Origin of the sequence: Variovorax nitratireducens (genome assembly GCF_051216545.1) — a bacterium.
In the GTDB taxonomy this organism is placed as follows: domain Bacteria; phylum Pseudomonadota; class Gammaproteobacteria; order Burkholderiales; family Burkholderiaceae_C; genus Variovorax.
Genome location: NZ_JBPJZO010000004.1, coordinates 27,929 through 53,689 on the forward strand (window position 1 = coordinate 27,929; position 25,761 = coordinate 53,689).

General features: G+C 65.8%; 21 protein-coding genes. 18 read left to right on the plus strand and 3 right to left on the minus strand.

Translation table 11 applies throughout. The features are described from left to right. Nucleotides 1-26: 26 nt before the first annotated feature. The 3 genes from aceF to lpdA (ACSFA8_RS12250) are packed head-to-tail and all read left to right on the plus strand — an operon-like array spanning nucleotide 27 to nucleotide 4,089. Nucleotides 27-1,685 (plus strand): dihydrolipoyllysine-residue acetyltransferase, encoded by a 1,659-nt coding sequence (aceF, locus tag ACSFA8_RS12240; RefSeq protein WP_435479795.1) that lies wholly within the window; start codon nucleotides 27-29, stop codon nucleotides 1,683-1,685. Next, nucleotides 1,682-2,272 carry an Ntn hydrolase family protein gene (locus tag ACSFA8_RS12245; RefSeq protein WP_435479796.1) on the plus strand — a complete coding sequence of 197 codons (591 nt, stop codon included), beginning with the start codon at nucleotides 1,682-1,684 and terminating at the stop codon, nucleotides 2,270-2,272. Before aceF ends, ACSFA8_RS12245 begins: the two co-directional genes overlap by 4 nt. Further along, nucleotides 2,269-4,089 carry a dihydrolipoyl dehydrogenase gene (gene lpdA, locus ACSFA8_RS12250; protein ID WP_435479797.1) on the plus strand — a complete coding sequence of 607 codons (1,821 nt, stop codon included), beginning with the start codon at nucleotides 2,269-2,271 and terminating at the stop codon, nucleotides 4,087-4,089. Before ACSFA8_RS12245 ends, lpdA (ACSFA8_RS12250) begins: the two co-directional genes overlap by 4 nt. 89 nt (nucleotides 4,090-4,178) lie before the next feature. On the opposite strand, the gene ACSFA8_RS12255 is transcribed toward lpdA (ACSFA8_RS12250), so the two are convergent. After that, nucleotides 4,179-4,733, minus strand: a complete 555-nt coding sequence (locus ACSFA8_RS12255; protein ID WP_435480208.1) for a C40 family peptidase — start codon at nucleotides 4,731-4,733, stop codon at nucleotides 4,179-4,181. 308 nt (nucleotides 4,734-5,041) lie between these two features. Between ACSFA8_RS12255 and ACSFA8_RS12260 the strand changes: the two genes are divergently transcribed. The 8 genes from ACSFA8_RS12260 (at nucleotide 5,042) to ACSFA8_RS12295 (ending at nucleotide 16,352) form a co-directional block, all read left to right on the plus strand. Continuing rightward, nucleotides 5,042-6,094 carry a PQQ-dependent sugar dehydrogenase gene (locus ACSFA8_RS12260; protein ID WP_435479798.1) on the plus strand — a complete coding sequence of 351 codons (1,053 nt, stop codon included), beginning with the start codon at nucleotides 5,042-5,044 and terminating at the stop codon, nucleotides 6,092-6,094. A gap of 66 nt (nucleotides 6,095-6,160) precedes the next feature. Beyond that, nucleotides 6,161-6,766, plus strand: a complete 606-nt coding sequence (locus tag ACSFA8_RS12265) for an isochorismatase family protein (RefSeq protein WP_435479799.1) — start codon at nucleotides 6,161-6,163, stop codon at nucleotides 6,764-6,766. Nucleotides 6,767-6,781: 15 nt separating this feature from the next. Then, nucleotides 6,782-8,692, plus strand: a complete 1,911-nt coding sequence (locus tag ACSFA8_RS12270; protein ID WP_435479800.1) for a propionate--CoA ligase — start codon at nucleotides 6,782-6,784, stop codon at nucleotides 8,690-8,692. Between the two features lie 169 nt (nucleotides 8,693-8,861). Then, nucleotides 8,862-11,735: a 2-oxoglutarate dehydrogenase E1 component gene (locus ACSFA8_RS12275; RefSeq protein WP_435479801.1), complete on the plus strand. Its 2,874-nt coding sequence runs from the start codon at nucleotides 8,862-8,864 to the stop codon at nucleotides 11,733-11,735. Between the two features lie 51 nt (nucleotides 11,736-11,786). Beyond that, the gene (gene odhB, locus ACSFA8_RS12280; protein WP_435479802.1) at nucleotides 11,787-13,058 is read left to right on the plus strand and encodes a 2-oxoglutarate dehydrogenase complex dihydrolipoyllysine-residue succinyltransferase; all 1,272 of its coding nucleotides are present in this window, start codon (nucleotides 11,787-11,789) and stop codon (nucleotides 13,056-13,058) included. A gap of 123 nt (nucleotides 13,059-13,181) precedes the next feature. Next, nucleotides 13,182-14,609 (plus strand): dihydrolipoyl dehydrogenase, encoded by a 1,428-nt coding sequence (gene lpdA / locus ACSFA8_RS12285; RefSeq protein ID WP_435479803.1) that lies wholly within the window; start codon nucleotides 13,182-13,184, stop codon nucleotides 14,607-14,609. A 4-nt stretch (nucleotides 14,610-14,613) separates the two neighbouring features. Next, complete coding sequence (zapE, locus tag ACSFA8_RS12290; RefSeq protein WP_435479804.1) at nucleotides 14,614-15,711, plus strand: cell division protein ZapE; 1,098 nt, start codon at nucleotides 14,614-14,616, stop codon at nucleotides 15,709-15,711. Beyond that, nucleotides 15,708-16,352 carry a hypothetical protein gene (locus ACSFA8_RS12295; RefSeq protein ID WP_435479805.1) on the plus strand — a complete coding sequence of 215 codons (645 nt, stop codon included), beginning with the start codon at nucleotides 15,708-15,710 and terminating at the stop codon, nucleotides 16,350-16,352. The genes zapE and ACSFA8_RS12295 overlap by 4 nt, the downstream gene beginning before the upstream one ends. A gap of 8 nt (nucleotides 16,353-16,360) precedes the next feature. Here ACSFA8_RS12295 and ACSFA8_RS12300 read toward each other — a convergent pair whose 3' ends face one another. Next, nucleotides 16,361-17,125 carry a PP2C family protein-serine/threonine phosphatase gene (locus ACSFA8_RS12300; protein WP_435479806.1) on the minus strand — a complete coding sequence of 255 codons (765 nt, stop codon included), beginning with the start codon at nucleotides 17,123-17,125 and terminating at the stop codon, nucleotides 16,361-16,363. 110 nt (nucleotides 17,126-17,235) lie between these two features. On the opposite strand from ACSFA8_RS12300, the gene ACSFA8_RS12305 reads away from it, so the two are divergent. Both ACSFA8_RS12305 and ACSFA8_RS12310 read left to right on the plus strand, forming a co-directional pair. Continuing rightward, a complete protein-coding gene (locus tag ACSFA8_RS12305; protein ID WP_286543004.1) occupies nucleotides 17,236-17,439 on the plus strand; it encodes a DUF465 domain-containing protein in 204 nt (67 codons plus the stop codon). 102 nt (nucleotides 17,440-17,541) lie between these two features. Continuing rightward, nucleotides 17,542-19,545: a DNA repair helicase YoaA gene (locus ACSFA8_RS12310; protein WP_435479807.1), complete on the plus strand. Its 2,004-nt coding sequence runs from the start codon at nucleotides 17,542-17,544 to the stop codon at nucleotides 19,543-19,545. An 18-nt stretch (nucleotides 19,546-19,563) separates the two neighbouring features. On the opposite strand, the gene ACSFA8_RS12315 is transcribed toward ACSFA8_RS12310, so the two are convergent. After that, on the minus strand, nucleotides 19,564-20,373 hold the full coding sequence (locus tag ACSFA8_RS12315) for an outer membrane protein assembly factor BamD (protein WP_435479808.1): 810 nt from the start codon (nucleotides 20,371-20,373) through the stop codon (nucleotides 19,564-19,566). A gap of 23 nt (nucleotides 20,374-20,396) precedes the next feature. Here ACSFA8_RS12315 and ACSFA8_RS12320 point away from each other — a divergent pair, with 23 nt between their 5' ends. The 5 genes from ACSFA8_RS12320 (at nucleotide 20,397) to rlmN (ending at nucleotide 25,758) form a co-directional block, all read left to right on the plus strand. After that, the gene (locus ACSFA8_RS12320) at nucleotides 20,397-21,419 is read left to right on the plus strand and encodes an RluA family pseudouridine synthase (RefSeq protein WP_435480209.1); all 1,023 of its coding nucleotides are present in this window, start codon (nucleotides 20,397-20,399) and stop codon (nucleotides 21,417-21,419) included. A gap of 130 nt (nucleotides 21,420-21,549) precedes the next feature. Next, nucleotides 21,550-22,308: an SMC-Scp complex subunit ScpB gene (scpB, locus tag ACSFA8_RS12325; protein WP_435479809.1), complete on the plus strand. Its 759-nt coding sequence runs from the start codon at nucleotides 21,550-21,552 to the stop codon at nucleotides 22,306-22,308. After that, complete coding sequence (locus tag ACSFA8_RS12330; RefSeq protein ID WP_435479810.1) at nucleotides 22,305-23,990, plus strand: pseudouridine synthase; 1,686 nt, start codon at nucleotides 22,305-22,307, stop codon at nucleotides 23,988-23,990. The genes scpB and ACSFA8_RS12330 overlap by 4 nt, the downstream gene beginning before the upstream one ends. Nucleotides 23,991-24,138: 148 nt before the next feature. After that, complete coding sequence (gene ndk / locus ACSFA8_RS12335) at nucleotides 24,139-24,564, plus strand: nucleoside-diphosphate kinase (protein ID WP_435479811.1); 426 nt, start codon at nucleotides 24,139-24,141, stop codon at nucleotides 24,562-24,564. A gap of 21 nt (nucleotides 24,565-24,585) precedes the next feature. Then, on the plus strand, nucleotides 24,586-25,758 hold the full coding sequence (gene rlmN / locus ACSFA8_RS12340; RefSeq protein ID WP_435479812.1) for a dual-specificity RNA methyltransferase RlmN: 1,173 nt from the start codon (nucleotides 24,586-24,588) through the stop codon (nucleotides 25,756-25,758). Nucleotides 25,759-25,761: the final 3 nt, after the last annotated feature.

Sequence of the window (25,761 nt, forward strand, 5' to 3'; positions counted from 1 at the left end):
ACGCCACAAGGCGGGAGACACACAACATGGCAACAGTGGAAGTCAAAGTGCCGGACATCGGCGATTTCGATGAAGTCGCGGTGATCGAGGTGCTGGTGAAGGTGGGCGACACGGTCAAGGCCGAGCAGTCGCTGATCACGGTGGAGTCGGACAAGGCGTCGATGGAAATCCCGTCGAGCACGGCCGGCGTGGTGAAGGAACTCAAGGTCGCGGTCGGCGACAAGGTCAAGGAAGGCTCGATCGTGCTGGTGGTGGAGGCCGAAGGCGCCGCCGCTCCCGCCCCTGCAGCAGCCGCGGCCCCTGCTACCGCGCCTGCACAGGCGGCTGCACCTGTGCCCGCTGCCGCGGCGCCTGCAGCGGCGGCCGGCCCGATCGACGTCAAGGTGCCGGACATCGGCGACTTCAAGGACGTGGCCGTCATCGAAATCCTGGTCAAGGCCGGCGACACGATCAAGGTCGAGCAGTCGTTGATCACGGTCGAGTCGGACAAGGCGTCGATGGAGATTCCCTCGTCCACCGCCGGCGTGCTGAAAGAGCTCAAGGTCAAGGTCGGCGACACGGTCAACATCGGCGATCTGATCGCGGTGATCGAAGGCTCGGCCGCCGGTGCCGCGGCACCGCCGGCCGCACCGGCACAGGCTGCAGCTGCGCCAGCGCCGGCCACCGCGTCGGCGCCCGCCGCTGCGGCGCCGGCAGCGTCTGCGGGAGCGGCGCCTGCTGCGCATCAGCCGATGGTGGCCCCCAGCGCCGGTCTGCCGCACGCATCCCCCTCCGTGCGCAAGTTCGCGCGCGAACTCGGCGTGCCGCTGGAAGAGGTCAAGGGTTCGGGGCCGAAGGGCCGCATCACGCAGGAAGACGTCCAGGGCTTCACCCGCGCCGTGATGAGCGGCCAGTCCAGCACCAAGGCAGCAGGCGCGAAGGCACCGGCGAGCGGCGGCGGCGACGGTGCGGCGCTGGGCCTGATCCCCTGGCCCAAGGTCGACTTCACGAAGTTCGGCGGCGTCGAGCGCAAGGATCTGTCGCGCATCAAGAAGCTCAGCGGCGCCAATCTGCACCGCAACTGGGTGATGATCCCGCACGTCACCAACAACGACGAGGCCGACATTACCGAGCTCGAGGCTTTCCGCGTCTCCACCAACAAGGAGAACGAGAAGTCGGGCGTCAAGGTGACGATGCTGGCCTTCGTGATCAAGGCGGTGGTGGCGGCGCTGAAGAAGTTCCCTGATTTCAATGCCAGCCTCGACGGCGACACGCTGGTCTATAAGCACTACTACAACGTCGGCTTCGCGGCCGACACGCCCAACGGGCTCGTGGTGCCCGTGCTGAAAGATGCCGACAAGAAGGGCATCCTGCAGATCAGCGTGGAAATGGGCGAACTCGCCAAGAAGGCGCGCGACGGCAAGCTGGGCTCGGCCGACATGCAGGGCGGATGCATGTCGATCAGCTCCCTTGGCGGCATCGGCGGCACGCACTTCACGCCCATCATCAATGCGCCCGAAGTCGCCATCCTGGGCCTGTCCAAGGGGCAGATGAAGCCTGTGTGGGACGGCAAGCAGTTCGTGCCGCGCCTGACGCTGCCGTTGTCGCTGTCGTATGACCACCGTGTCATCGACGGGGCTTTGGCGGCGCGCTTCAACGCGTATCTCGGGCAGGTGCTCGCCGACTACCGCCGCATCCTGCTATGACCACGGTGGTGGCCGCCCGCAAGGGCGGCCAGGTGGCAATGGTGGCCGACTCGCTCGTGACCTTCGGGGACACGCGCATGTCGCAGCGCATGGAGGCCAACCGCAAGATGTTCAAGGTCGACGATGCGGCCGGGCAAAGCGTGATGGCGGTGGCCGGTTCGGCTGCGCACTTCCCTGCGTTGCGGCATGCGCTGGCCAGCATCCCGCGCGAGGAACTGCGCCTGGGCAGCAAGGACGAGGTGTACCGCACTTTCCTGCACTTGCATCCGGTGCTGAAGGACTCATTCTTCCTGCAGACCAAGGAAGACGAGCACGAGCCCTACGAGTCGAGCCAGTTCACCGTGTTGCTGGCCAACCCGAGCGGCATCTACGGCATCTACAGCTACCGCGAAGTGTTCGAGTTCAAGGAGTTCTGGGGCATCGGCTCCGGACGCAGCTTTGCGCTCGGCGCCATGCATGCGGCTTACCCCAAGGCGCGCAGTGCGCTGGAAGTCGCGCAGGCCGGCATCGCCGCGGCTTGCGAATTCGATCGCAATTCGGCCGAACCGGTCGACGTTCTCACACTCAAACTCAAGGTGTCCAAATGAGCGAACAACAAATTCAGGTGCCCGACATCGGTGACTTCGACGAAGTCGCTGTGATCGAGGTGCTGGTGAAGCCAGGCGACACGGTCAAGGTCGAGCAATCGCTGATCACGGTCGAATCGGACAAGGCCTCCATGGAGATCCCGTCGTCGGCAGCAGGTGTGGTCAAGACGCTGGCGGTGAAAGTCGGCGACAAGGTCAAGCAAGGTTCGGTGGTGCTGACGCTGGAGGTCGATGGCGCCGCAGCGCCCGCTGCTGCCCCGGCAGCAGCCCCTGCGCCCGCCGCTGCGGCAGTGAAGCCGGCTGCCGCACCGCCCCCGGCGCCGGCCCCCGCGGCCGCATCGAGCTACGGCGGCGCGGTCGATGTCGAATGCGATGTGGTCGTGCTCGGCGCTGGCCCCGGCGGTTATTCAGCCGCCTTCCGCGCGGCCGACCTCGGCCTCAAGGTGGTGCTGGTCGAGCGCTACGCGACGCTCGGCGGCGTGTGTCTGAACGTCGGCTGCATTCCATCGAAGGCACTGCTGCACGTTGCGTCGGTGATGGACGAGGTCAAGCACTTCGAGTCGCTTGGCGTCACGTTCGCGGCGCCGACGGTCGACCGCGCCAAGCTGCTGGGCCACAAGAACAAGGTGGTGGGCAAGCTCACCGGTGGCCTGACCGCGATGGCCAAGATGCGCAAGGTGACCGTTGTGCGCGGCGTCGGCAATTTCATCGACCCGTACCACCTCGAGGTGGAAGAAACCTCCGGCACGAGCTGGGACACGACCGGTAAGAAGCAGGTCGTCAAGTTCCGCAACGCCATCATCGCTGCCGGCTCGCAGTCGGTCAGCCTGCCGTTTATGCCGAAGGGCGATCCGCGCATCGTCGACTCCACCGGTGCGCTCGAGATGGGCACCGACCCGAAGCGCATGCTGATCCTGGGCGGCGGCATCATCGGCCTCGAAATGGGCACGGTGTATTCGACCCTCGGCGCACGGCTCGACGTGGTCGAAATGCTCGACGGCCTGATGCAGGGCGCCGACCGCGACCTGGTCAAGGTCTGGCAGAAGATGAACACGCCGCGCTTCGACAACATCATGCTTAAGACCAAGACCGTGGGCGCCGAAGCGACCAAGGAAGGCATCAAGGTCAGGTTCGAGGGCGATCAGGCGCCGAAAGAGCCGCAGGTCTACGACCTGGTGCTGCAGGCCGTGGGCCGCAGCCCGAACGGCAAGAAGATCAGCGCCGAGAAGGCCGGCGTGGCCGTGACGGATCGCGGCTTCATCAACGTCGACATCCAGATGCGTACCAACGTGCCGCACATCTTCGCGATCGGCGACATCGTCGGCCAGCCGATGCTGGCGCACAAGGCGGTGCACGAGGCGCACGTGGCGGCCGAGGTCATCGCGGGCGAGCAGAAGGGCGACAAGGAACTGTCCAGCGCCGCCTTCAACGCCCGCGTGATCCCGAGCGTGGCCTACACCGACCCCGAGGTGGCGTGGGTCGGCCTCACCGAAGACCAGGCCAAGGCCGAAGGCATCAAGGTCAAGAAGGGTCACTTCCCCTGGACGGCTTCCGGCCGCGCCATTGCCAATGGGCGCGACGAGGGCTTCACCAAGCTGCTGTTCGATGCCGAGACGCATCGCATCCTGGGTGGCGGCATCGTCGGCACCCATGCAGGCGACATGATCGGAGAGATCGCGCTGGCCATCGAGATGGGCGCCGACGAAGTCGACATCGGCAAGACCATCCATCCGCATCCGACGCTGGGCGAGAGCATCGGCATGGCGGCGGAAGTGGCGCACGGCACCTGCACCGATCTGCCGCCTTCAAAGCGTTGAACCTGGCAGGCACCGGAGTGCCGCCCATGAAAAAACCCGCCGCTGGCGGGTTTTTTCATGGGGCGGTCGATGACCGCGTGGCCGCGGATTCAGTCGCCAGCCTTGGCCGCCGATCCCTGCGCCGCTTCGACCCGGCGCGCGCCATTGAAGCGTCTTTGCCAGTAACTGCCCGTCATGTCTTCCACCCGCACCTGCGCGCCGGGCTTCGGAGAATGGATGAATTTGCCTTCGCCGACGTAGATGCCGACATGGCTGAATGCGCGCCGCATGGTGTTGAAGAAAACCAGATCGCCCGGCTTCATGTCGGCGCGCGCCACCGGTTGGGTGGCTGCGGCCTGCTCTTCAGCGCGGCGCGGCAGCACGAGGCCGACGGTCTGGTTGTACATCGCGCGGACGAAGCCGCTGCAATCGAAACCCGTTTCGGCAGTGTTGCCGCCGCGACGATAGGGAACACCGAGAAATCCGATGGCGCTCACCACGAGTTCGGAGGTTCGGTCGGTCACCGTCTGGCGAACTTGATCGAGTTGCCCGATCAAACCCTTGTCGCCCAGCAAGCGTTCCATGTCGTCGGAGCGGTCGTGGTGCGGCGCAGCGTGCGCTGCGAAGGCAAGGAGGAGGGAAGCGGGTAAGACGAAAAAACGCATGGTGCGTAGGATATTGATGACAAACAGTGATGTCAATTTCATGCGAGTTCGCGATTGTGCATGTAAGTCATTGTCCTGCATATGTTTTTTTTGGAATTCGTTATATGAGATGTAAAGATGCACCGAGTCGGGTCATGCCCTGTCACTGCGATGTAACCCGAAAGTTTGTTAAACAGCTTCAATGGTTTGCAACAGATCTTTAACATCCGACTTCACCAACCTGAGGAATGGCAATGCATAGCAAATTCGGGGCCCGCTGGTGGTGCACGCGGACCGGCTGGCTACTCGCGGGGATTTGTTGCGGTGCAATGGCTGCACCGCGACCGGTCATTCTGGCCAGCGGGTTCGACCATCCATGGGGCGTGAGTTTTCTGCCCGAAGGCAGATTCCTGGTGACGGAACGGCCAGGGCGACTGCGCGTGGTCGAGGCAGACGGCAAGCTCAGCGCCCCAGTTGCGGGGCTGCCGGCCATTGCGGCCGGAGGCCAGGGCGGCCTGCTCGACGTGCTGGTCGACTCGGCGTTTGTGCGCAACCGCACCGTGTACTTCTGTTTTTCGGAGCCCGAGGCGGGCGGCGGCGGCGCCAACAGCACGGCGCTCGCAAGCGCGCAGCTGTCGGCCGACCGCAGCCGGGTGGAGGGCGTGAAGATTATTTTTAGCCAGAAGCCCAAGTTCGCCAGCCGCTCGCACTTCGGCTGCCGCATCGTCGAGTCGGGAGACGGCAACCTGTTTCTCACGCTCGGCGACCGTTTCAGCCGCAAGGAAGATGCGCAGACGCTCGACAACCATCACGGCAAGGTGATCCGCATCCGGAAAGACGGCACGGTGCCGAAGGACAACCCCTTTGCGGGCAAGGCCGGCGCGCTGCCCGAGATCTGGAGCTACGGCCATCGCAACGGGCAGGGCGCTGCACTCGCGCCGGACGGGCGTTTCTGGATGACCGAGCACGGGCCGCAGGGCGGCGACGAGATCAACGTTGCGCAAGCCGGCCGCAACTACGGGTGGCCGGTGATCACCTATGGCGAGAACTACGGCGGCGGCAGGATCGGCGACGGCCTGAAGGCGAAGGACGGCCTGGAGCAGCCGCTGCACTACTGGGTGCCTTCGATCGCGCCCTCGGGCATGACCTTTCTCACGAGCGATCGCTACGGCGACGGCTGGAAGGGCAACCTGTTCGTCGGCTCGCTGAAATTCGGCTATCTGGATCGCATCGAGCTCAAGGATGGCAAGGTCGTGGCCGAGCACAAGCTGCTGCAGGAAGGCAGGGGGCGGATTCGCGATGTCAGGCAGGGGCCCGACGGCCTGCTTTATGTGCTGACCGATGAATCGAACGGGCAGCTGATCCGATTGATGCCGGATTGATCGGGCGGCCAGCGCGACCTGTTCGGTGGTACGGTCTAGCCCCCGTTTCAAAAGACATCCGCTCCCATGCTGCTCGACGCTTCCCAATCCCAACTTGTGCTGGTCGACTACCAGGCGCGTCTGATGCCGGCGATCTTCGAAGGCGATGCGGCGGCCGCCAATGCGGTGCGGCTCGGCCAACTCGCAAAACTGGTCGACGTGCCGGTGTTCGGCACCGAACAGAACCCGTCGAAGCTCGGCGAAAATCTGGCCGCGATCCGTGCCCTGTGCCAGCGCACTCTGTCCAAGATGCATTTCAGCGGCGTGGAAGAGGGCCTGGGCGAATGGCTGCGTGTGCCGGCCAAAGCGGTGCCGCAAGGCAACGCGCGCAGCCTGCCCAAACATCTGCAGAAACCGCCGGCTGCGGCCGAGGAGCGCAACACCATCGTCATTGCAGGCTGCGAAGCCCATGTTTGCCTGCTGCAAACAGCGCTCGACTTGCTGGAAGACGAGTTCGAAGTCTGGGTCGTGACCGACGCCTGCAGCTCGCGCACCGAGCGCAACCGGGACGCCGCGTTCGACCGCCTGGCCGGTGCCGGCGCCGAACTCGTGACCACCGAGATGGTCGGCTTTGAGTGGCTGCGCAGCGCCGAGCACCCCGCGTTCCGCGAATTCCAGGCGCTGATCCGCTAGCCAGGAGACAACTGCATGGCCTCGTACAGCGACTTCTACCGCCGCTCCGTCGATGACCCCGAGGCTTTCTGGGCCGAGCAGGCGAATCTGATCGACTGGCAGGCGCCGCCGCGGCAAATCCTCGATGCAAGTCGCCCGCCATTCGTGAACTGGTTCGTCGGTGGCACCACCAATCTCTGCCACAACGCGGTCGACCGGCACCTGGCTGCGCGCGGCGACCAGTCGGCGCTGATCTTCGTCTCGACCGAAACCGGCGTCGAGCGCAGCTACAGCTTCGTCGAGCTGCATGCCGAGGTTCAGCGCGTGGCTGCGAGCCTGATCGAACTCGGCGTGGGGCAGGGCGACCGCGTGCTGATCTATATGCCGATGATTCCCGAGGCGGCGTTCGCCATGCTGGCCTGTGCCCGCATCGGCGCGATCCACTGCGTGGTGTTCGGCGGCTTCGCGAGCGGCTCGCTCGCCTCGCGCATCGAGGATGCTGAGCCCAAGGTGGTCGTCAGCGCCGATGCAGGGTTGCGCGGCGGCAAGGTGCTGGCCTACAAGCCGCTGCTGGACGAAGCCATCCGGCTGTCGAAACACAAGCCCGCCAGCGTGCTGCTGGCCGACCGTGGCCTGGCTGCAATGGAATTGACCGCGGGCCGCGACCATCTGATGGCCACCCTGGCCAGCAAACACCTGAACGCCGTGGTGCCCTGCGTCTGGCTGGAATCGACCGCCATCAGCTACACCATCTACACCAGCGGCACTACCGGCAGGCCCAAGGGCGTGCAGCGCGACACCGGCGGCTATGCGGTGGCGCTGGCAGCCAGCATGCAGCACATCTTCGATGGCCGGGCCGGCGAAACCTATTTCTCGACCAGCGACATCGGCTGGGTCGTGGGCCACAGCTACATCGTCTATGGGCCGCTGATTGCCGGCATGGCGACCCTCATGTATGAGGGCTTGCCCACACAAGGGCTGGATCAGCAGCCGGACGGCGGCATCTGGTGGCGCCTGGTCGAAAAGTACAAGGTCACCGTGATGTTCAGCGCCCCGACCGCTGTGCGCGTGCTCAAGAAGCAGGATCCGGCGCTGCTGAAGAAATACGACCTGTCGAGCCTGCGCGCGCTCTTCCTGGCTGGCGAGCCACTGGACGAGCCAACCGCGCGCTGGATCAGCGACGGGCTCGGCGTGCCGATCATCGACAACTACTGGCAGACCGAATCAGGCTGGCCGATCATCACCATCGCCAATGGCGTCGAGAAGAAGCCGAGCAAGTTCGGCAGCCCCGGAGTGCCGATGTACGGCTGGCGCGTGAAGATCCTGCACGAGTCCACTGGCGAGGAACTCACCGCGCCGAACCAGAAGGGCGTCGTCGTGATCGAGGGCCCGACGCCGCCCGGCTTCATGCAGACCGTTTGGCGCGACGACGCGCGCTTCGTCAACACCTACTGGAACAGCATTCCCGGCAGGATGGTCTACTCGACCTTCGACTGGGGCATCCGCGACGAAGACGGCTACTTCTACATCCTGGGCCGCACCGACGACGTGATCAACGTGGCCGGCCACCGGCTCGGCACGCGCGAGATCGAGGAAAGCATTTCCGGCCATGCCGACGTGGCCGAGGTCGCGGTGGTCGGTGTCGCCGATCCGTTGAAGGGGCAGGTGGCGATGGCCTTCGTCGTGCCCAGGTCGGGCCATGCGGCAACCGATGCCGACGCGGCGCTGAAGCTCGAAGGCGAAATCATGAAGCGCGTCGCGGATCAACTCGGCGCGCTGGCGCGGCCCGCGCGCGTGCGCTTCGTCACGGCGCTGCCCAAGACGCGCAGCGGCAAGCTGTTGCGGCGTGCGATCCAGGCCGTGTGCGAGCAACGCGACCCGGGCGACCTGACCACCATCGACGATCCGGCCTCGCTGCAGCAAATCAGGCAATCGATGACGCCTTGAAAGCCTGGTGAAAGGCTCGCATGTCGTGCCATATTCAACGTGGCACAATGCCGGGGTACCTAGGCCCCTTCCCCAGCCACAGTCGCATCCGCCAATCGGTCCAGCCGTGTCGCGGAAGGTTTCTTGAACCAGCTAGTGCTTCCCCCAGGGAAGCGAAGGTCAGCGCAACATGAGCAACTCGACGCCCTCGGCGTACCAAGCCTATCAGGGCAATACCTACCTCTTCGGCGGCAATGCGCCCTATGTCGAAGAGATGTACGAAAACTACCTCGCCAATCCGGGCAGCGTGCCCGACAACTGGCGCTCGTATTTCGACGCACTCCAGAACGTGCCCGCCACCGATGGCAGCAACACCAGGGACGTGGCGCACCTGCCGGTGATCAACGCCTTCGCCGAGCGCGCCAAGCAGGGCACCACGCGTGTGGTGCAGGCCAGTGGTGCCGATTCCGAACTCGGCCGCAAGCGCACCGCGGTGCAGCAACTGATCGCCGCCTACCGCAACGTCGGCGCCCGCTGGGCCGACCTCGATCCGCTCAAGCGCACCGAGCGGCCGTCCATTCCCGAACTCGAGCCCTCGTTCTACGGCTTTGCCGACGCCGATCTCGAAACGGTGTTCAACACAAGCAACACCTTTTTCGGCCGCGACACGATGTCGCTGCGCGACCTGTTGAACGCCCTGCATGAAACGTACTGCGGCACGATGGGCGCCGAGTACATGTACACGACCGACCAGAACCAGAAGCGCTGGTGGCAGCAAAAGCTCGAGAGCGCGCGCACCAACCCGCAACTGAGCGTCGAGCAGAAGAAGCATGTGCTGAACCGCCTGACCGCCGCCGAAGGCCTCGAGCGCTTCCTTCATACCAAGTACGTCGGCCAGAAGCGTTTTTCGCTGGAAGGCGGCGAAAGTTTCATCGTGGCGATGGACGAGCTGATCAACCAGGCCGGCGCCAGCGGCGTGCAGGAAATCGTGATCGGCATGGCCCACCGCGGCCGCCTCAACGTGCTGGTCAACACGCTCGGCAAGATGCCGGCCGACCTGTTCGCCGAGTTTGACCACACCGCACCCGAGGACCTGCCGAGCGGCGACGTCAAGTACCACCAGGGCTTTAGCTCCGACGTGACCACGCCCGGCGGCCCGGTGCATTTGAGCCTCGCGTTCAACCCGTCCCACCTCGAGATCGTGAACCCCGTGGTCGAAGGCTCAGTGCGCGCGCGCATGGACCGTCGCGGCGACACGGAAGGTGACTCGGTGCTGCCGATCATCGTGCACGGCGACGCGGCCTTTGCCGGCCAGGGCGTCGTGATGGAAACGCTGGCGCTGGCCGAGACCCGCGGCTACTACACCGGCGGCACGGTACACATCGTCATCAACAACCAGATCGGTTTCACCACCAGCGACCCGCGCGACAGCCGCTCGACGCTGTATTGCTCGGACATCGTCAAGATGATCGAGGCGCCGGTGCTGCACGTGAACGGCGACGACCCCGAAGCCGTGGTGCTGTGCACGCAGCTCGCACTGCAGTACCGCCAGGAATTCAACAAGGATGTGGTGGTCGACATCGTCTGCTTCCGCAAGCTGGGCCACAACGAGCAGGACACCCCTTCGCTCACCCAGCCGCTGATGTACAAGAAGATCGCACAGCACCCTGGTACTCGCAAGCTCTACGCCGACAAGCTGGCCGCGCAAGGGCTGGGCGACACGCTCGGCGACGACATGGTCAAGGCGCAGCGCGCCGCCTTCGATGAAGGCAAGAACACCATCGACCCGGTGCTCACCAACTTCAAGAGCAAGTACGCGGTCGACTGGACGCCCTTCCTCAACAAGAAGTGGACCGACGCTGGCGACACCGCCATTCCGACCGCCGAATGGAAGCGGTTGGCCGAGCGCATCACGACCGTGCCGTCCGGCTTCACCGTGCACCCGCTGGTGAAGAAGGTGCTGGACGACCGCGCCGCCATGGGCCGCGGCGACGTCAACATCGATTGGGGCATGGGCGAGCACATGGCCTTCGCCTCGCTGGTGGCCAGCGGCTATCCGGTGCGCCTGTCGGGCGAAGACAGCGGCCGCGGCACCTTCACGCACCGCCACGCGGTGCTGCACGACCAGAACCGCGAGAAGTTCGACGAAGGCACCTACACGCCACTGCAGAACGTCGCCGACAACCAGGCGCCCTTCGTCGTGATCGATTCGATCCTGTCGGAAGAGGCCGTGCTGGCCTTCGAATACGGCTATGCCTCGAACGACCCCAACACCTTCGTGATCTGGGAAGCCCAGTTCGGCGATTTCGTCAACGGCGCGCAGGTCGTGATCGACCAGTTCATCGCCTCGGGCGAAGTGAAGTGGGGCCGCGTCAACGGCATCACGCTGATGCTGCCGCACGGCTACGAAGGCCAGGGCCCGGAACACAGCTCGGCTCGCATCGAACGTTTCATGCAGCTGAGCGCCGACACCAACATGCAGGTCTGCCAGCCGACCACTGCCAGCCAGATCTTCCACCTGCTGCGTCGGCAGATGGTGCGCAACCTGCGCAAGCCGCTGATCATCATGACGCCGAAGTCGCTGCTGCGGAACAAGGACGCGACCTCGCCGCTGTCCGAGTTCATCAAGGGCGGTTTCCAGACCGTCATTCCCGACAGCAAGGAACTCAAGGTAGAGAAGGTCAAGCGCGTGATCGCCTGTTCGGGCAAGGTCTACTACGACCTGGCCAAGAAGCGCGAGGAACGTGGCGGCGACGACGTGGCGATCCTGCGCGTCGAGCAGCTCTATCCGTTCCCGCACAAGGCCTTCGGTGCCGAACTCAGGAAGTACCCGAACCTGGTCGATGTGGTGTGGGCGCAGGACGAGCCGCAGAACCAGGGCGCCTGGTTCTTCGTGCAGCACTACATCCACGAGAACATGCTGGAAGGCCAGAAGCTCGGCTATTCCGGCCGCGCCGCGTCGGCCTCGCCGGCTGCCGGCTATTCGCACCTGCACCAGGAACAACAAAAAGCGCTGGTCGACGGCGCGTTCGGCAAGCTCAAGGGCTTCGTGCTGACCAAGTAATTTCAACCTCACGACACAACTTAGAAGCGCACGAAGCGGAGCAAAACTCAAATGTCTATCGTAGAAGTCAAAGTCCCCCAGCTGTCCGAATCGGTGGCCGAAGCCACCATGCTCACCTGGAAGAAGAAGGTCGGCGATGCCATCGCCATCGATGAAATCCTGATCGAAATCGAAACCGACAAGGTCGTGCTCGAGGTGCCGGCGCCATCGGCCGGGGTGCTGGCCGAGATCGTCCAGCCCGACGGGGCCACGGTGCTGGCCGAGCAATTGATCGCGAAGATCGATACCGAAGGCAAGGCCGGCGCTGCGGCGCCTGCTGCAGCCGCGGCACCTGCTGCAGCAGCGCCGGCAGCGGCACCTGCCGCAGCCGCTGCTGCAACCGGCGGTTCGAAGTCCGACGTGGCGATGCCGGCGGCTGCCAAGCTGCTGGCCGACAACAAGCTGAGCACCGGCGACGTGGCCGGTTCGGGCAAGGACGGCCGCGTGACCAAGGGCGACGTGCTCGGCGCCGTCGCTGCCGGCGCCACCGCCAAGGCCGCACCGGCGCCCGCCGTGGCCGCACCGGCCGCCCGGCCCGCGTTGCAACAGGTCGGCGCACCCACCGGCGCGCCGGATCTGGGCGATCGCCCCGAACAGCGCGTGCCGATGAGCCGCCTGCGCGCGCGCATTGCCGAACGCCTGCTGCAATCGCAGTCGACCAACGCCATCCTGACCACCTTCAACGAGGTCAATATGGGCCCGGTCATGGAGATGCGCAAGAAGTTCCAGGACGTGTTCACCAAGGAACATGGCGTCAAGATCGGCTTCATGAGCTTCTTCGTGAAGGCCGCCGTGCATGCGCTCAAGAAGTACCCTGTGCTGAACGCCTCGGTCGACGGCAACGACGTGCTGTACCACGGCTACTTCGACATCGGCATTGCCGTCGGTTCGCCGCGCGGCCTGGTGGTGCCGATCCTGCGCAATGCCGACCAGATGAGCTTTGCCGACATCGAGAAGAAGATCGCCGAATACGGCAAGAAGGCGCAGGAAGGCAAGCTGGGCATCGAAGAGATGACCGGCGGCACCTTCTCGATCAGCAATGGCGGCACCTTCGGCTCGATGCTCTCGACCCCGATCATCAACCCGCCGCAGTCGGCCATCCTCGGCGTGCACGCAACCAAGGATCGTGCCGTCGTCGAAAACGGCCAGATCGTGATTCGTCCGATGAACTACCTCGCGATGAGTTACGACCACCGCATCATCGACGGCCGCGAAGCCGTGCTGGGCCTGGTCGCGATGAAGGAAGCGCTGGAAGATCCGTCGCGCCTCCTGTTCGATATTTGATCCACCCCCAGTCTTCGCGCACTTCGTGTCGCTTCGCCAACCCCCTGCAAGGGGGCAACACCAGCGGCCCGGCAGAGCCGGTTCCGCGGTGTTCTGGTCAGGAGCACTTCTTGAAAGAGGTTTATGTCCAAACAATTTGATGTCATCGTGATCGGTGGCGGCCCCGGCGGCTACATCGCGGCAATCCGCGCGGCGCAACTCGGCTTCAATGTCGCCTGCATCGACGAATGGAAGAACGCCAAGGGCGGCCCGGCACTGGGCGGCACTTGTACCAATGTGGGCTGCATCCCTTCGAAGGCGCTGCTGCAATCGTCGGAGCACTACGAGCATGCGGGCCACGGCTTTGCGGACCACGGCATCAAGGTGGAGGGGCTCGGCCTCGACATCGGCAAGATGCTGGCCCGCAAGGATCAGGTCGTGAAGCAGAACAACGACGGCATCACCTACCTGTTCAAGAAGAACAAGATCACGTCGTTCCATGGCCGCGGCTCGTTCGTCAAAGCGGGCGACGCGGGCTACGAGATCAAGGTGGCGGGTGCCACCGAAGAAACGATCAGCGGCAAGCAGATCATCATCGCGACCGGCTCCAACGCACGCGCGTTGCCGGGTACGGCGTTCGACGAAGAAAACATTCTTTCGAACGACGGCGCGCTGCGCATCGGCGCCGTGCCGAAGAAGCTGGCGCTGATCGGCTCCGGCGTGATCGGCCTCGAGATGGGTTCGGTCTGGCGCCGCCTCGGCGCCGAAGTTACGGTGCTCGAAGCGCTGCCGACCTTCCTGGGCGGGGTCGACGAACAGATCGCCAAGGAAGCCAAGAAGGCATTCGACAAGCAGGGCCTGAAGATCGAGCTGGGCGTCAAGGTCGGCGAGATCAAGTCGGGCAAGAAGGGCGTGAGCATCGCCTGGACCAATGCCAAGGGCGAAGCGCAGACGCTCGATGTCGACAAGCTGATCGTGTCGATCGGCCGCGTGCCGAACACCATCGGCCTCAACGCCGAAGCGGTGGGCCTCAAACTGGACGAACGCGGCGCCATCACGGTGGACGACGACTGCAAGACGAACCTTGCGGGCGTCTGGGCGATCGGCGACGTGGTGCGTGGCCCGATGCTCGCGCACAAGGCCGAGGAAGAGGGCGTGGCTGTGGCCGAGCGCATTGCCGGCCAGCATGGGCACGTCAACTTCAACACCGTGCCGTGGGTGATCTACACGCACCCCGAGATCGCATGGGTCGGCCAGACCGAGCAGCAGCTCAAGGCCGCGGGTCGCGCCTACAAGGCCGGTACCTTCCCGTTTCTGGCGAACGGCCGGGCACGCGCACTGGGCGACACGACCGGGATGGTCAAGTTCCTGGCCGATGCGACGACCGACGAGATCCTCGGCGTGCACATGGTGGGACCGCAAGTGAGCGAGCTGATCTCCGAAGCCGTGGTGGCGATGGAGTTCAAGGCGAGCAGCGAAGACATTGCGCGCATCTGCCATGCACACCCCTCGCTCTCCGAAGCGACCAAGGAAGCGGCCCTGGCCGTGGACAAGCGCACGCTGAACTTCTGATCCTTTGAGCGTCAAACAGGCCTACGAAGCGGAGCTCGCCACGCGCGGGTTCCAGAGCGATCCGGCGCAACTGCGCGCGGTCGAAGCGCTGGATCGCTGCGCCGGCGAATGGGCGGCCTACAAGGAGCAGCGCTCCAACGCGTTCAAGAAGCTCATCCGCCGGCCGGAGATCCCGCGCGGCGTCTATATGTACGGCGGCGTCGGGCGCGGCAAGAGCTTCCTGATGGATCTGTTCTTCAACGCGGTGCCGCTGCGACGCAAGACGCGCCTGCACTTCCACGAGTTCATGCGCGAGGTGCACCGCGAGCTGGCCGATCTGCAGGGCACGGTCAACCCACTCGACGAACTAGGCCTGCGGATCTCGAAGCGCTACAAGCTCATCTGCTTCGACGAGTTCCACGTCGCCGACATCACCGACGCGATGATCCTGCACCGGCTGCTGGCAGCGCTGTTCGACAACGGCGTGGGTTTCGTCACGACCTCGAATTTCAAGCCCGATGACCTGTATCCGAACGGGCTGCACCGAGACCGCATCCTGCCGGCGATCGCGCTGCTCAACGAAAAGCTCCAGGTACTGAGCGTCGACAACGGCACCGACTACCGGCGTCGCACGCTCGAGCAACTGCGCATGTACCTCACGCCGAACGGCGCCACGGCCGACCACGAGATGCGCGACGCCTTCAACAAGCTGGCCGAAACCGCCGACGAGAATCCGGTGCTGAAGATCGAATCGCGCGAGATCCACGCGCGGCGCAAGGCCGGTGGCGTGGTCTGGTTTGACTTCAAGACCCTGTGCGGCGGCCCGCGTTCACAGAACGACTACCTCGAGATCGCAACCCAGTTCCACACGGTTCTGCTGTCCGATGTGCCGCAACTGTCGGTAAACCGTGCCTCCGAAGCACGCCGGTTTACCTGGCTGGTCGATGTGTTCTACGATCGTCGCGTCAAGCTGATCCTGTCGGCCGAGGTCGCGCCCGAGGCGTTGTACACCGACGGGCCACTGGCCCACGAGTTTCCCCGCACCGTCTCCCGACTCAACGAAATGCAGTCGGCCGAGTTTCTGGCGCTCGAGCGCCGCACGGTCGACACCCGCCTCACATGAAGAAGATCGCGCTTTCGCTGTTGTTCGCTGCCGTGGTCTCGCCCGCATGGGCCCAGACCGGCGCCACCATGGGCGGGCTCGACGCTGAAGCCGAGCGCGCGCGCATCGCGACCGAACGCCAGGCGCTCGACAAGCGTGTTGCCGCCGAGCGCGCGGCCTGCTATCAGAAGTTCGCGGTCGAAGACTGCCTCCTGGACAGCCGCCGGCGGGCGCGCACGACCTCGGACGATCTGAAGCGGCAGGAGGCCGCGCTCAACGACGTCGAACGCAAGCGCCGTGCGGCTGCGCAACTGCAACGCATCGAGGACAAGGCCGCGCCCCAGCGCGCACAGGAGCAGGCGGCGCAGCACGAGCGCGCCGGCCAAGCCCAGAAGGCGCGTGAAGAGCGGGCGGTTGGCCATGCGACCAGCCGCGAGGGGTTGGCTGCACAAGAGGCAGAACGCCAGCGCGCGTTCGAGGCCAAGCAGCGCGCGCATGCCGAAGAACAGGCCAAGCTCGCGCGCCAGCGTGGCAAGGCGCCCTCGCTGGCGCAAGAGCACGAGAGCAAACTGCAAAACGCGGCACAGCACCGCGCCGAGGTCGAACGGCGCAACGCCAGTCGCGACAAGCCGCGCTCCGCGCCGCTGCCCGCGGTGCCCTGAACTCAACGCTACTTGGGAAGCGCCTCGAGCTTGAGGATGGCAATCGAGAGGTTGTCGCCGGTTCCGCGCGCGCGTTTGCGCGCTTCGGCCACCAGCAATTCGACCGCCGCCCGGGGCGATTGCTCGGCCACCACCGCACCCATCTCCTCGGGCGTGAAGTAGTGCCAGAGCCCGTCGCTGCAGGCCATGAGCACGTCCCCGGGCTTGAGCCGCGTCAACTGGTGCGTGACGATCGGGGGGGGTGCAGCGGCCATGCCGAGACATCCCAGCAGGATATTGCCTTGCGGATGCACGTTGGCTTCCTCTTCGTTGAGCTCGCCGCGGTCGATCAGCGCCTGCACGTAGGAATGGTCGAGGGTGCGCTTGACCAGCCTGCCCCGCTGAAAATGGTAGATGCGCGAATCGCCGGCGTGGATCCAGGCACCGTCGCCGCCCGGGTTCATCACGAAAGCGGCCACGGTGCTGTGCGGCTCCTGCTCGCTCGACTGCGCGGTGAGCTTGATCACCGTGTGGGCGTCGTTCACGATCTGGCGCAGCAAGTCATGCAGGTCGTCCGTGGCCGGCGCATAGCGGCTGAACAGCTGCTTGGCGGTCATGAGCACCTGATCCGACGCTTTGCGTCCGCCGCTGCGTCCGCCCATGCCATCGGCCACCACGCCGAGCAGGCAGCCTTCCACGCGTGGATGGTTCATCAACAACACCTGGTCTTGCTGATAGGGCCGATCCCCCTTGTGGAGGCCGGTGGCGGCGGAAATTCGAAAGCCTCGGGTCATGGGCGCTGCATGCGCCTGTGGCGCGATCTCTTTCGTTGTTCGTCAGTCGGTGAGACGACGTATTATCAAGCGAAGACGGGAAGCCCCGAAATGCTCCCGAACCGTGCCCGTTGGACTCCAATCTCCACTCCCTTTCCCGTCAACTGATCGAGCTGCGCATCGAGCACGGCGACCTCGACGCCACCATCGACCGGCTGGTCGAGTCGACGCCGCAGGACGAGTTGCTGCTGCGCCGGCTGAAGAAGCGGCGGCTTGCCTTGCGGGACCAGATCGAGCGGCTGGTGCGGCTGCTTGATCCGCAAGAGCCGGCGTGAACATGAACTGCCACCAGGCTTTGTCCACTTCCGGGCGTTTCGCGCGCTGGCCGCGTCGAGTTCGTGCGCCGCGCATCGTGCGCAGTGCTGAAAAAAGCTGAGATGTCCCTGGAAGACGAAGTGCGCGAAGCCTTCGCGCAGCATGGCGCACTGTCCCGCGCCGCTGACCAGTTCCGCGAACGCGCGGGCCAGACCGAGATGGCGCTGGCCGTGGCGCGCACCATCGACGAGGGTGGGCAACTCGTGGTCGAGGCCGGTACCGGCGTCGGCAAGACTTTTTCGTACCTGGTTCCCGCGCTGCTGAGCGGCGAACGCGTGCTGCTTTCGACCGCCACCAAGACCTTGCAGGATCAGCTCTTCGGCCGCGACCTTCCGCGCCTCGTCGAGGCGCTCGGACTGCCGGTGCGCACCGCGCTGCTCAAGGGCCGCGGGAGCTACCTGTGCCTGCACCGGCTCGAACTGGCGCGTCACGATGCGGGCCCCGAGCGCGCGTCGGCCCGCACGCTCGCCAAGATCGAGCAATGGTCGAAGTCCACGCGCACCGGCGACCTGGCCGAGCTTCCGGGTCTCGACGAGCGCTCTCCGCTGATCCCGCTAGTGACCTCGACCCGCGAGAACTGCCTCGGCGCGCAGTGCCCGCAGTTCCGCCCCTGCCATGTGAACGCCGCGCGGCGCGAGGCGCTGGGCGCCGACGTGGTGGTGATCAACCACCATCTGTTCTTCGCCGACCTGGCCGTGCGCGAGTCCGGCATGGCCGAACTGTTGCCGACCGTGCGCGTGGTGGTGTTTGACGAGGCCCACCAGCTCAACGAAACCGGTGTTCAGTTTCTGGGTGTGCAGTTGGGCACCGCGCAGGCGCTCGATTTCGCACGCGACTTGCTCGCGGCCGGTCTGCAGCATGCGCGCGGGCTGGTCGACTGGACGAGTGCTGTCGCTGCGGTGGAACGCGCTGCACGCGAGTTGCGGCTTGCGGTCGGCAAGCAGTGGCCCGGTGCCAAGTTACGGTGGATCGAGGCCGCGCCCGAGGGTGTCGAAGCCCGGGTCTGGCAGCAGTCGATGGAAGCGTTGCAGCAAGGCTTTGCGCAGGCCGCGGACGCGCTCGACAGCGTTAGCGAGATCGCGCCTGACTTCGTGCGCCTGCACGAACGCGCGACGCAGCTCGCGCAACGCGCGGCGCGCTTTGCGCTGGCTTGTGCGCCCGAGTCGGTGCGCTGGGTTGATGTGGGGCAGCAGTTGCGGCTGATCGAATCACCGCTCGACATCGCCGAGGCGGTGCAGACGCGCGTGCTCAAAGCCGACAAGGCAGAGCCCGATGCCGTCGAGCGCGCCTGGATTTTTACCTCTGCAACACTCGGCGATGACCCGAAGCTGCGCTGGTTCACCGAACCCTGCGGCCTCGGCGAGGCCGAGGTTCTGCGTGTGGCCAGCCCGTTCGACTATGCCAATCAGGCCGCGCTGTATGTGCCGCGCCAGTTTCCGAAGCCCAACGACCCTGGCCACAGCGGCGCGGTTGCACAACTCGCGGCGCGTGGTGCGGCATTGCTCGGTGGCCGCACGCTCGTGCTCACGACCACGCTGCGCGCGTTGCGCACGATCGGCGACGCCATTCGCCAGCAGTTCGGCCGTGCCGAGGCAGACGGAATGCCCGAGGTGCTGGTGCAGGGCGAACTGCCCAAGCGCGTGCTGATGGACCGCTTCCGCGAAGGCGCGAGCGCCGGGCGCACCGGCTGCGTACTGGTCGCTTCGGCGTCCTTCTGGGAAGGCTTCGACGCGCCGGGTGATGCGTTGCAGTTGGTGGTGATCGACAAGCTGCCGTTTCCGCCGCCCAACGACCCGCTGGTCGAGGCGCGCTCACGCCGACTCGAAGGGCAGGGCCGAAGCCCGTTCAACGATTACTTCCTGCCGGAAGCCGGAGTCTCGCTCAAGCAGGGTGCCGGGCGCCTGATCCGCCGCGAAACCGATCAGGGGCTGCTGGTGATCTGCGATACCCGGCTGGTCGCCATGGGCTATGGGCGGCGATTGCTGAACGCGCTGCCGCCGATGCGCAGGCTGGAAACCGAGGCGGATTTCGATACGGCGTTGGCCGAACTCAGCGCCAGCGCCTGAACGACGCTGCCCGCGTGGCTACCAGAACTTCCACCAGGGGTCGTCCTTGCTGCGGAAGCCCTTGGCCAGGTACTCGCTCTTCGGGTAGTTGCTCGTCAGCACACGCTGTGCGTCGTCGCGCAATTGCGTGAGTCCGAGCGCGTCGTACGACTTGACCATGATGTAGAGCGCCTCTTCGAGCGCCGGCACTTCACGATAGTCGGCCAGCGCCAGCTGGGCGCGGTTGATGGCGGCGAGGTAGGCACCGCGCGTGTAGTAGTAGCGCGCCACGTGGACTTCGTACTGGGCCAGCGAGTTCACGATGTAGTTCATGCGCTGGCGCGCATCGGGCGCGTAGCGAGACTCGGGAAAGCGCGTGACCAGTTCCTTGAACGACTCGAACGATTCCTTGGCGGCTTTCTGGTCGCGCTCCGACAGATCCTGCCGGGTCATGAACGAGAAGATGCCGAGGTCGTCGTTGAAGTTGATCACGCCCTTCATGTAGAGCGCATAGTCGAGCGCCGGGCTGGCCGGGTGCAGCTTCATGAAGCGGTCGAGCGTGGCGAGCGCGTTGGGCTTTTCGCCGGCCTTGAACTGGGCATACGCCTTGTCGAGCTGAGCCTGCTGGGCCAGCGGCGTGCCGGCGGCGCGGCCTTCGAGCTTTTCGAACAGCGGAACCGCCTTGTCGAAGGCGCCCGAGTTGGACTCGTCCTTGGCTTCGGCGTAGATCTTGTTGGGGCTCCAGTTCGCCGTTTTGTCGACATTGGTCGACGAGCAGCCGGCCACAAGCCCTGCTACGGCGCAAACCGCAAGCCAGCCGGGGACAGCCGATAATTTGGCGCGAAACATCACATGAAGCTTTCGTGAAACAGTTGCCCTCAATTATATCGACCGACCATCCCGATGCCGCCGCAGCGACAGCCGCCGAGCCGGAGGAGGGGGCCGAACTGGTCGAGACGAGCGAGGCGCGGGCCTTCACGATCGGCGTGGCCCAGCACGGACAGCGGCTCGATCGCGCTCTGGCAGCGCTGGTGCCCGAGTTCTCGCGCAGCTACCTGCAGCAACTGATCGAGTCCGGCGCCGTGCAGCTGCAGGGCGGGCGCGCTGCCACCAAGCCTTCGGCCAGCATGCGCGCGGGCGAGGCCGGCACCATCGAACTGAAACCGACGCCGCAGAGCCAGGCGTTCCGGCCCGAGGCGATGGATCTGCGCGTGGTGCATGAGGACGCCTATCTGCGCGTGATCGACAAACCAGCCGGGCTGGTGGTGCACCCGGCACCGGGCCACTGGAGCGGCACGCTGCTCAACGGCCTGCTGGCGCTCGATGATCAGGCGGTGATGCTGCCGCGCGCCGGCATCGTGCACCGGCTCGACCGCGACACCAGTGGCCTCATGGTGGTCGCGCGCACGCGGGCAGCCATGGATGCGCTAGTGGCGCTGATTGCGGCGCGCGAAGTCACGCGCCAATACCTTGCGATTGCCCACAAGCCCTGGCAGGGCGCGGCCGCGCGCCAGGTCGATGCGCCGATCGGGCGCGACCCCCGCAACCGGCTGCGCATGGCGGTGGTCGATCTCGAGCGGCAAGGCGGCAAGGCGGCCCGCACGTTGATCGAGCGGCTCGACAGCCACGATCGCGGCTGCCTGGTGCGGTGCACCCTCGAAACCGGCCGTACCCACCAGATCCGGGTGCACATGGCCTCGATCGGCCATCCGCTGGTTGGCGATGCGACCTATGGCGGCGCGCCCGCGGCCGGCGTCGGGCGCCAGGCGCTGCATGCGTTCCGGCTGGCATTCGTGCACCCTGTCACGCGAGCTGCGTTGACCTTCCATTCGCCGTTGCCGCCCGACCTGGCCGACGGGTTGCAGGCCTGGGGGCTGGATTACAATCGCGCCTGACGGCCCGAGGGCCGCGCCGGCCACCTGGAGCCGGCCTTGCGCTGCACTTGCCCCAAGTGCCTGCAGCGCCCCCGATTTTCAATTCTCTGAACGCGCGCCCTCGGGCGCCTTGTCCCGGACAACGCGAACCATGAATACGGCGGATGCCAAGCGCATTCTGGAAACGGCCTTGATCTGTTCGGCCCAGCCGCTGCAGGTGCGCGAACTGCGCGTGCTGTTCGACGACGAACTCGGTGCCGACACCATCAAGTCGCTGCTCGTCGAGCTGCAGGAAGACTGGACACAGCGCGGGCTCGAACTGGTGAGCGTCGGCAGCGGCTGGCGCTTCCAGAGCCGGCCCGAACTGCGCGACCACCTCGACCGCCTGCACCCCGAAAAGCCGCCGCGCTACACCCGAGCCGTGCTGGAAACGCTGGCGATCATTGCCTATCGGCAGCCGGTGACGCGCGGCGACATGGAAGACATTCGCGGCGTCACGATCAATTCGCTGATCATCAAGCAGCTGGAAGACCGAAACTGGATCGAGGTGATCGGCCACCGCGAGACGGTCGGACGCCCGGCACTGTTCGCCACCACGCGCCAGTTTCTCGACGACCTCGGGCTCGCGTCGCTCGACCAGTTGCCGTTGATCGAAACCCCGGCACAGCAGGGCGCACTGCTCGATGTGCTGGCGCAGGCCGTCGATGACAGCCCGGCCGCACTGCCGATGGACGTCGCGCCCGAAGTCGAGGCCACGGTCGACGCCGCGGTCGATGTGCCCGAACCTGCCGAAGTAGCCGTCGAAGCACCCGTCGAATCTCCGGTCGAAGTACCCGCCGACCCGGAAGCCGATCCCGAGTCCGAGTCCGCTGTCGACCTGCCCCCTGTCCCTTCCGGAACACCATCATGAGCCCCTCCGATCCTGACGCGGTGAACTCGCCGGTCGCCCCTGTTCCCGAAGAAAAGGAGGCGGCAGCGCCCACCTTGCCTGCGGAGGGTGCTATCGAATCAATAGCAAGCGAAGCGCTTTCCGGCGATGCCGAGGCGCCCCGGAAGCGGCGTCCGCGTCGACGCAAGCCCGATGTGCAGGAAGCCGCCGAGGCACCGGTCGAATCGGCTCCGGAGGCCGGAACGCCGGAGCCGGTCGAGGTCGAAACGCCGCCACCGCCCGTGGTGCCGGCGCGGGTCGAGCCAGTGGCGCAAGCCCGCGACGAGGACGACTACGACGAAGACGAGGAAGAGCCGGACGAGGAAGAGGACGACCTCGACCGCGCCCGCCGTATCGCCGAGCGCGAGCAGCGCAATGCGCCGCCGCCGCAACCCATCCGTTTTGCCGACGTGGTCTCGGGCCAGTTCGATGCCGACGAGGACAGCCCGGAAGTGCCGCCGCTCAAGCGCGTGCTGCTGCCCGAAGCCGATTCGCCCAAGCTGCACAAGGTGCTGGCCCAGTCGGGACTCGGCTCGCGGCTCGAGATGGAGGCGCTTATCCTGCAGGGTCGCATCTCCGTCAATAACGAGCCGGCCCACATCGGCCAGCGCATCCAGTATGGTGACTCGGTCAAGGTCAACGGCAAGCCGATCCGCTACCGCATCGCACCGCCGCCGGCACGCGTGATCGCCTACCACAAGCCGGCCGGCGAGGTCGTCACGCACGACGATCCGCAGAACCGGCCCACCGTGTTCCGCAAGCTGCCGCGCCTGCAGCAGGGCAAGTGGCAGTCGGTCGGCCGGCTCGACCTCAACACCGAAGGGCTGTTGCTGTTCACGAGTTCGGGCGAACTGGCCAACAACCTGATGCATCCGCGCTTCGGGCTCGAACGCGAGTACGCGGTGCGCGTGCTCGGTGCCATCAACAAGGAAGAGCGTCAGAAGCTGCTGGAGGGCGTGCGTCTCGATGACGGCATGGCCCAGTTCGGCACCATCGAAGACGGTGGCGGCGAAGGCTCGAACTGCTGGTATCGCGTCACCATCTCCGAAGGCCGCAACCGCGAAGTGCGGCGCATGTTCGAAGCGGTGGGTCACGCGGTGAGCCGGTTGATCCGCATCCGCTATGGCGCCATGGTGTTGCCGCGCGGGCTCAAACGAGGTGCGTGGATGGAGCTCGACGAGCGCGACATCCGCTCTCTGTTCCAGGCCGCAGCGGGTGGGCCCGGCGGCGCAGAGCGCGGTCCGCGCCCGGCGCCGCGCGGCCCCGGCAACGGCGCGGGTGGCGAGGGCGGCGGCCGCAGCAAGCGCCGGCGCGGCAAGGGCGGCAAGGGCCCCGCCGGCCCGCGCGACGACATGCGCGGCCAGCAGATTCCCGATCCGATGGGCGGTGGCCGCGGCCCGAAGGGCAACCGCGGCGGCGCCGGCGGGCCGGGGCAGGGTGGCCCGCGCCGCAACAACAACAACAACAACAGCAACAGCAACCGTGGCGATGGCCCACCGGGCGGGGCCAACCAGCCCGATCCGATGAAGACCTCGCTCGGCTACATCGGCGCCGACAGCTTCTCTCGCCAGCGCAAGGAACAGCGTCAGGGCCCGCGTCGTGGCGGCCCAGGCGGTGCGCCCGGCGGTGGGGGCGGTGGCGGCCCGCGGCGCCGTCCGCGCTGAATCCGGTGGTGGCAGCGGTCTTTCGCTGCTTCGTCACCGAACCGGCATGCCGTGCCGGTTAAAATTAGAGGCTTTGTCAAGGTCGTGCAACCGATCGTTGCAACCTTGATCGAACACTTCAAAATCCAAGCTCCCAGGAAGCATTTCAATGGCCATCGAACGTACCCTCTCCATCATCAAGCCCGACGCAGTGGCTAAGAACGTCATCGGCAAGATCGTCTCCCGCTTTGAAGCGGCCGGCCTCAAGATCGTCGCCGGCAAGCTGGTGCACCTGTCGCGCAGCGAAGCCGAGCAGTTCTACGCCGTTCACAAGGAACGTCCCTTCTTCAAGGATCTGGTCGAGTTCATGATCTCGGGCCCGGTGTTCGTGCAAGCGCTCGAAGGCGAAGACGCCATTGCCAAGAACCGCGACCTGATGGGCGCCACCGACCCCAAGAAGGCTGCCGCCGGCACCATCCGCGCCGACTTCGCCGACAGCATCGACGCGAACGCCGTGCACGGCTCGGACGCGCCCGAAACCGCCAAGGCCGAGATCGCCTTCTTCTTCGCCGGCCTCAACGTCTACCAACGTTAAGGCGCGACCTCGCCAAGCCCAATGACCACGGCCAACCTGCTCGAATTCGACCTCGAGGGGCTGGCTGCGTTCTGCGAAAAGCTCGGCGAAAAAAGATTCCGCGCGACGCAGCTGTTCCGCTGGATCCACCAGCGCGGCGCGAGCGATTTTGCGCAAATGACCGACCTCGCCAAGTCGCTGCGTGAAAAGCTCGCCGGCACCGCGCGGGTCGAAGCATTGCCGGTGCTGAGCCGGCATGAATCGGCCGACGGCACCATCAAATGGCTGTTCGACGTCGGTGACGGCAATGCGGTCGAGGCCGTGTTCATCCCCGAAGACGATCGCGGGACCTTGTGCGTGTCGTCGCAAGCGGGTTGCGCGGTCGGCTGCCGCTTTTGCTCGACGGGGCACCAGGGGTTCAGCCGCAACCTCACCGCTGGCGAGATCGTGGCCCAGCTCTGGTTTGCAGAGCATTTCCTGCGCAAGCACCTGAAACGCGACGAGCGTGTCATCTCCAACGTGGTGATGATGGGCATGGGCGAACCGCTGCAGAACTACGCGGCACTGGTGCCGGCCCTGCGCACCATGCTGGACGACAACGCCTATGGCCTTTCGCGCCGTCGCGTCACGGTGTCGACCTCGGGCGTGGTGCCGATGATGGATCGGCTCGGTACCGACTGCCCGGTGGCACTGGCGGTTTCGCTGCACGCGCCCAACGACGCACTGCGCGACGATCTGGTGCCGCTCAATCGCAAATACCCGATCGCCGAACTGCTCGACGCCTGCCGCCGCTACCTGGCGCATGCGCCGCGCGACTTCATCACCTTCGAGTACTGCATGCTCGACGGCGTGAACGACCAGCCCGAGCATGCGCAGCAACTGATCGAACTGGTGAAGCCGCGCGGCGGCCATGGCGGCGTCTCGTGCAAGTTCAACCTGATTCCGTTCAACCCTTTTCCCGCCTCCGGTCTGCTGCGCTCGCCGCAGCCGCGCGTGCTGGCGTTCGCGAAGGCGTTGAGCGAAGCCGGCATCGTAACCACCGTGCGCAAGACGCGCGGTGACGACATCGATGCAGCGTGCGGCCAACTGGCTGGCGACGTGAAGGATCGCACGCGCGCCGCCGAACGCATGGCGCAACGCCGACTGACCGAGCACACCGTGGCCATGCATCCGGCGCGCCGCGCCGCAGCGGCGCCCGATGTCCAGGAGCATTGAAGC

What these genes read in the sequence shown, in the direction of transcription:
- aceF (WP_435479795.1), top strand. Translation starts at nt 27, where the DNA reads ATGGCAACAGTGGAAGTCAAAGTGCCGGACATCGGCGATTTCGATGAA.
- ACSFA8_RS12245 (WP_435479796.1), top strand. Translation starts at nt 1,682, where the DNA reads ATGACCACGGTGGTGGCCGCCCGCAAGGGCGGCCAGGTGGCAATGGTG.
- lpdA (WP_435479797.1), top strand. Translation starts at nt 2,269, where the DNA reads ATGAGCGAACAACAAATTCAGGTGCCCGACATCGGTGACTTCGACGAA.
- ACSFA8_RS12255 (WP_435480208.1), bottom strand. Translation starts at nt 4,733, where the DNA reads ATGCGTTTTTTCGTCTTACCCGCTTCCCTCCTCCTTGCCTTCGCAGCG.
- ACSFA8_RS12260 (WP_435479798.1), top strand. Translation starts at nt 5,042, where the DNA reads ATGGCTGCACCGCGACCGGTCATTCTGGCCAGCGGGTTCGACCATCCA.
- ACSFA8_RS12265 (WP_435479799.1), top strand. Translation starts at nt 6,161, where the DNA reads ATGCTGCTCGACGCTTCCCAATCCCAACTTGTGCTGGTCGACTACCAG.
- ACSFA8_RS12270 (WP_435479800.1), top strand. Translation starts at nt 6,782, where the DNA reads ATGGCCTCGTACAGCGACTTCTACCGCCGCTCCGTCGATGACCCCGAG.
- ACSFA8_RS12275 (WP_435479801.1), top strand. Translation starts at nt 8,862, where the DNA reads ATGAGCAACTCGACGCCCTCGGCGTACCAAGCCTATCAGGGCAATACC.
- odhB (WP_435479802.1), top strand. Translation starts at nt 11,787, where the DNA reads ATGTCTATCGTAGAAGTCAAAGTCCCCCAGCTGTCCGAATCGGTGGCC.
- lpdA (WP_435479803.1), top strand. Translation starts at nt 13,182, where the DNA reads ATGTCCAAACAATTTGATGTCATCGTGATCGGTGGCGGCCCCGGCGGC.
- ACSFA8_RS12295 (WP_435479805.1), top strand. Translation starts at nt 15,708, where the DNA reads ATGAAGAAGATCGCGCTTTCGCTGTTGTTCGCTGCCGTGGTCTCGCCC.
- ACSFA8_RS12300 (WP_435479806.1), bottom strand. Translation starts at nt 17,125, where the DNA reads ATGACCCGAGGCTTTCGAATTTCCGCCGCCACCGGCCTCCACAAGGGG.
- ACSFA8_RS12310 (WP_435479807.1), top strand. Translation starts at nt 17,542, where the DNA reads ATGTCCCTGGAAGACGAAGTGCGCGAAGCCTTCGCGCAGCATGGCGCA.
- ACSFA8_RS12315 (WP_435479808.1), bottom strand. Translation starts at nt 20,373, where the DNA reads ATGTTTCGCGCCAAATTATCGGCTGTCCCCGGCTGGCTTGCGGTTTGC.
- scpB (WP_435479809.1), top strand. Translation starts at nt 21,550, where the DNA reads ATGAATACGGCGGATGCCAAGCGCATTCTGGAAACGGCCTTGATCTGT.
- ACSFA8_RS12330 (WP_435479810.1), top strand. Translation starts at nt 22,305, where the DNA reads ATGAGCCCCTCCGATCCTGACGCGGTGAACTCGCCGGTCGCCCCTGTT.
- ndk (WP_435479811.1), top strand. Translation starts at nt 24,139, where the DNA reads ATGGCCATCGAACGTACCCTCTCCATCATCAAGCCCGACGCAGTGGCT.
- rlmN (WP_435479812.1), top strand. Translation starts at nt 24,586, where the DNA reads ATGACCACGGCCAACCTGCTCGAATTCGACCTCGAGGGGCTGGCTGCG.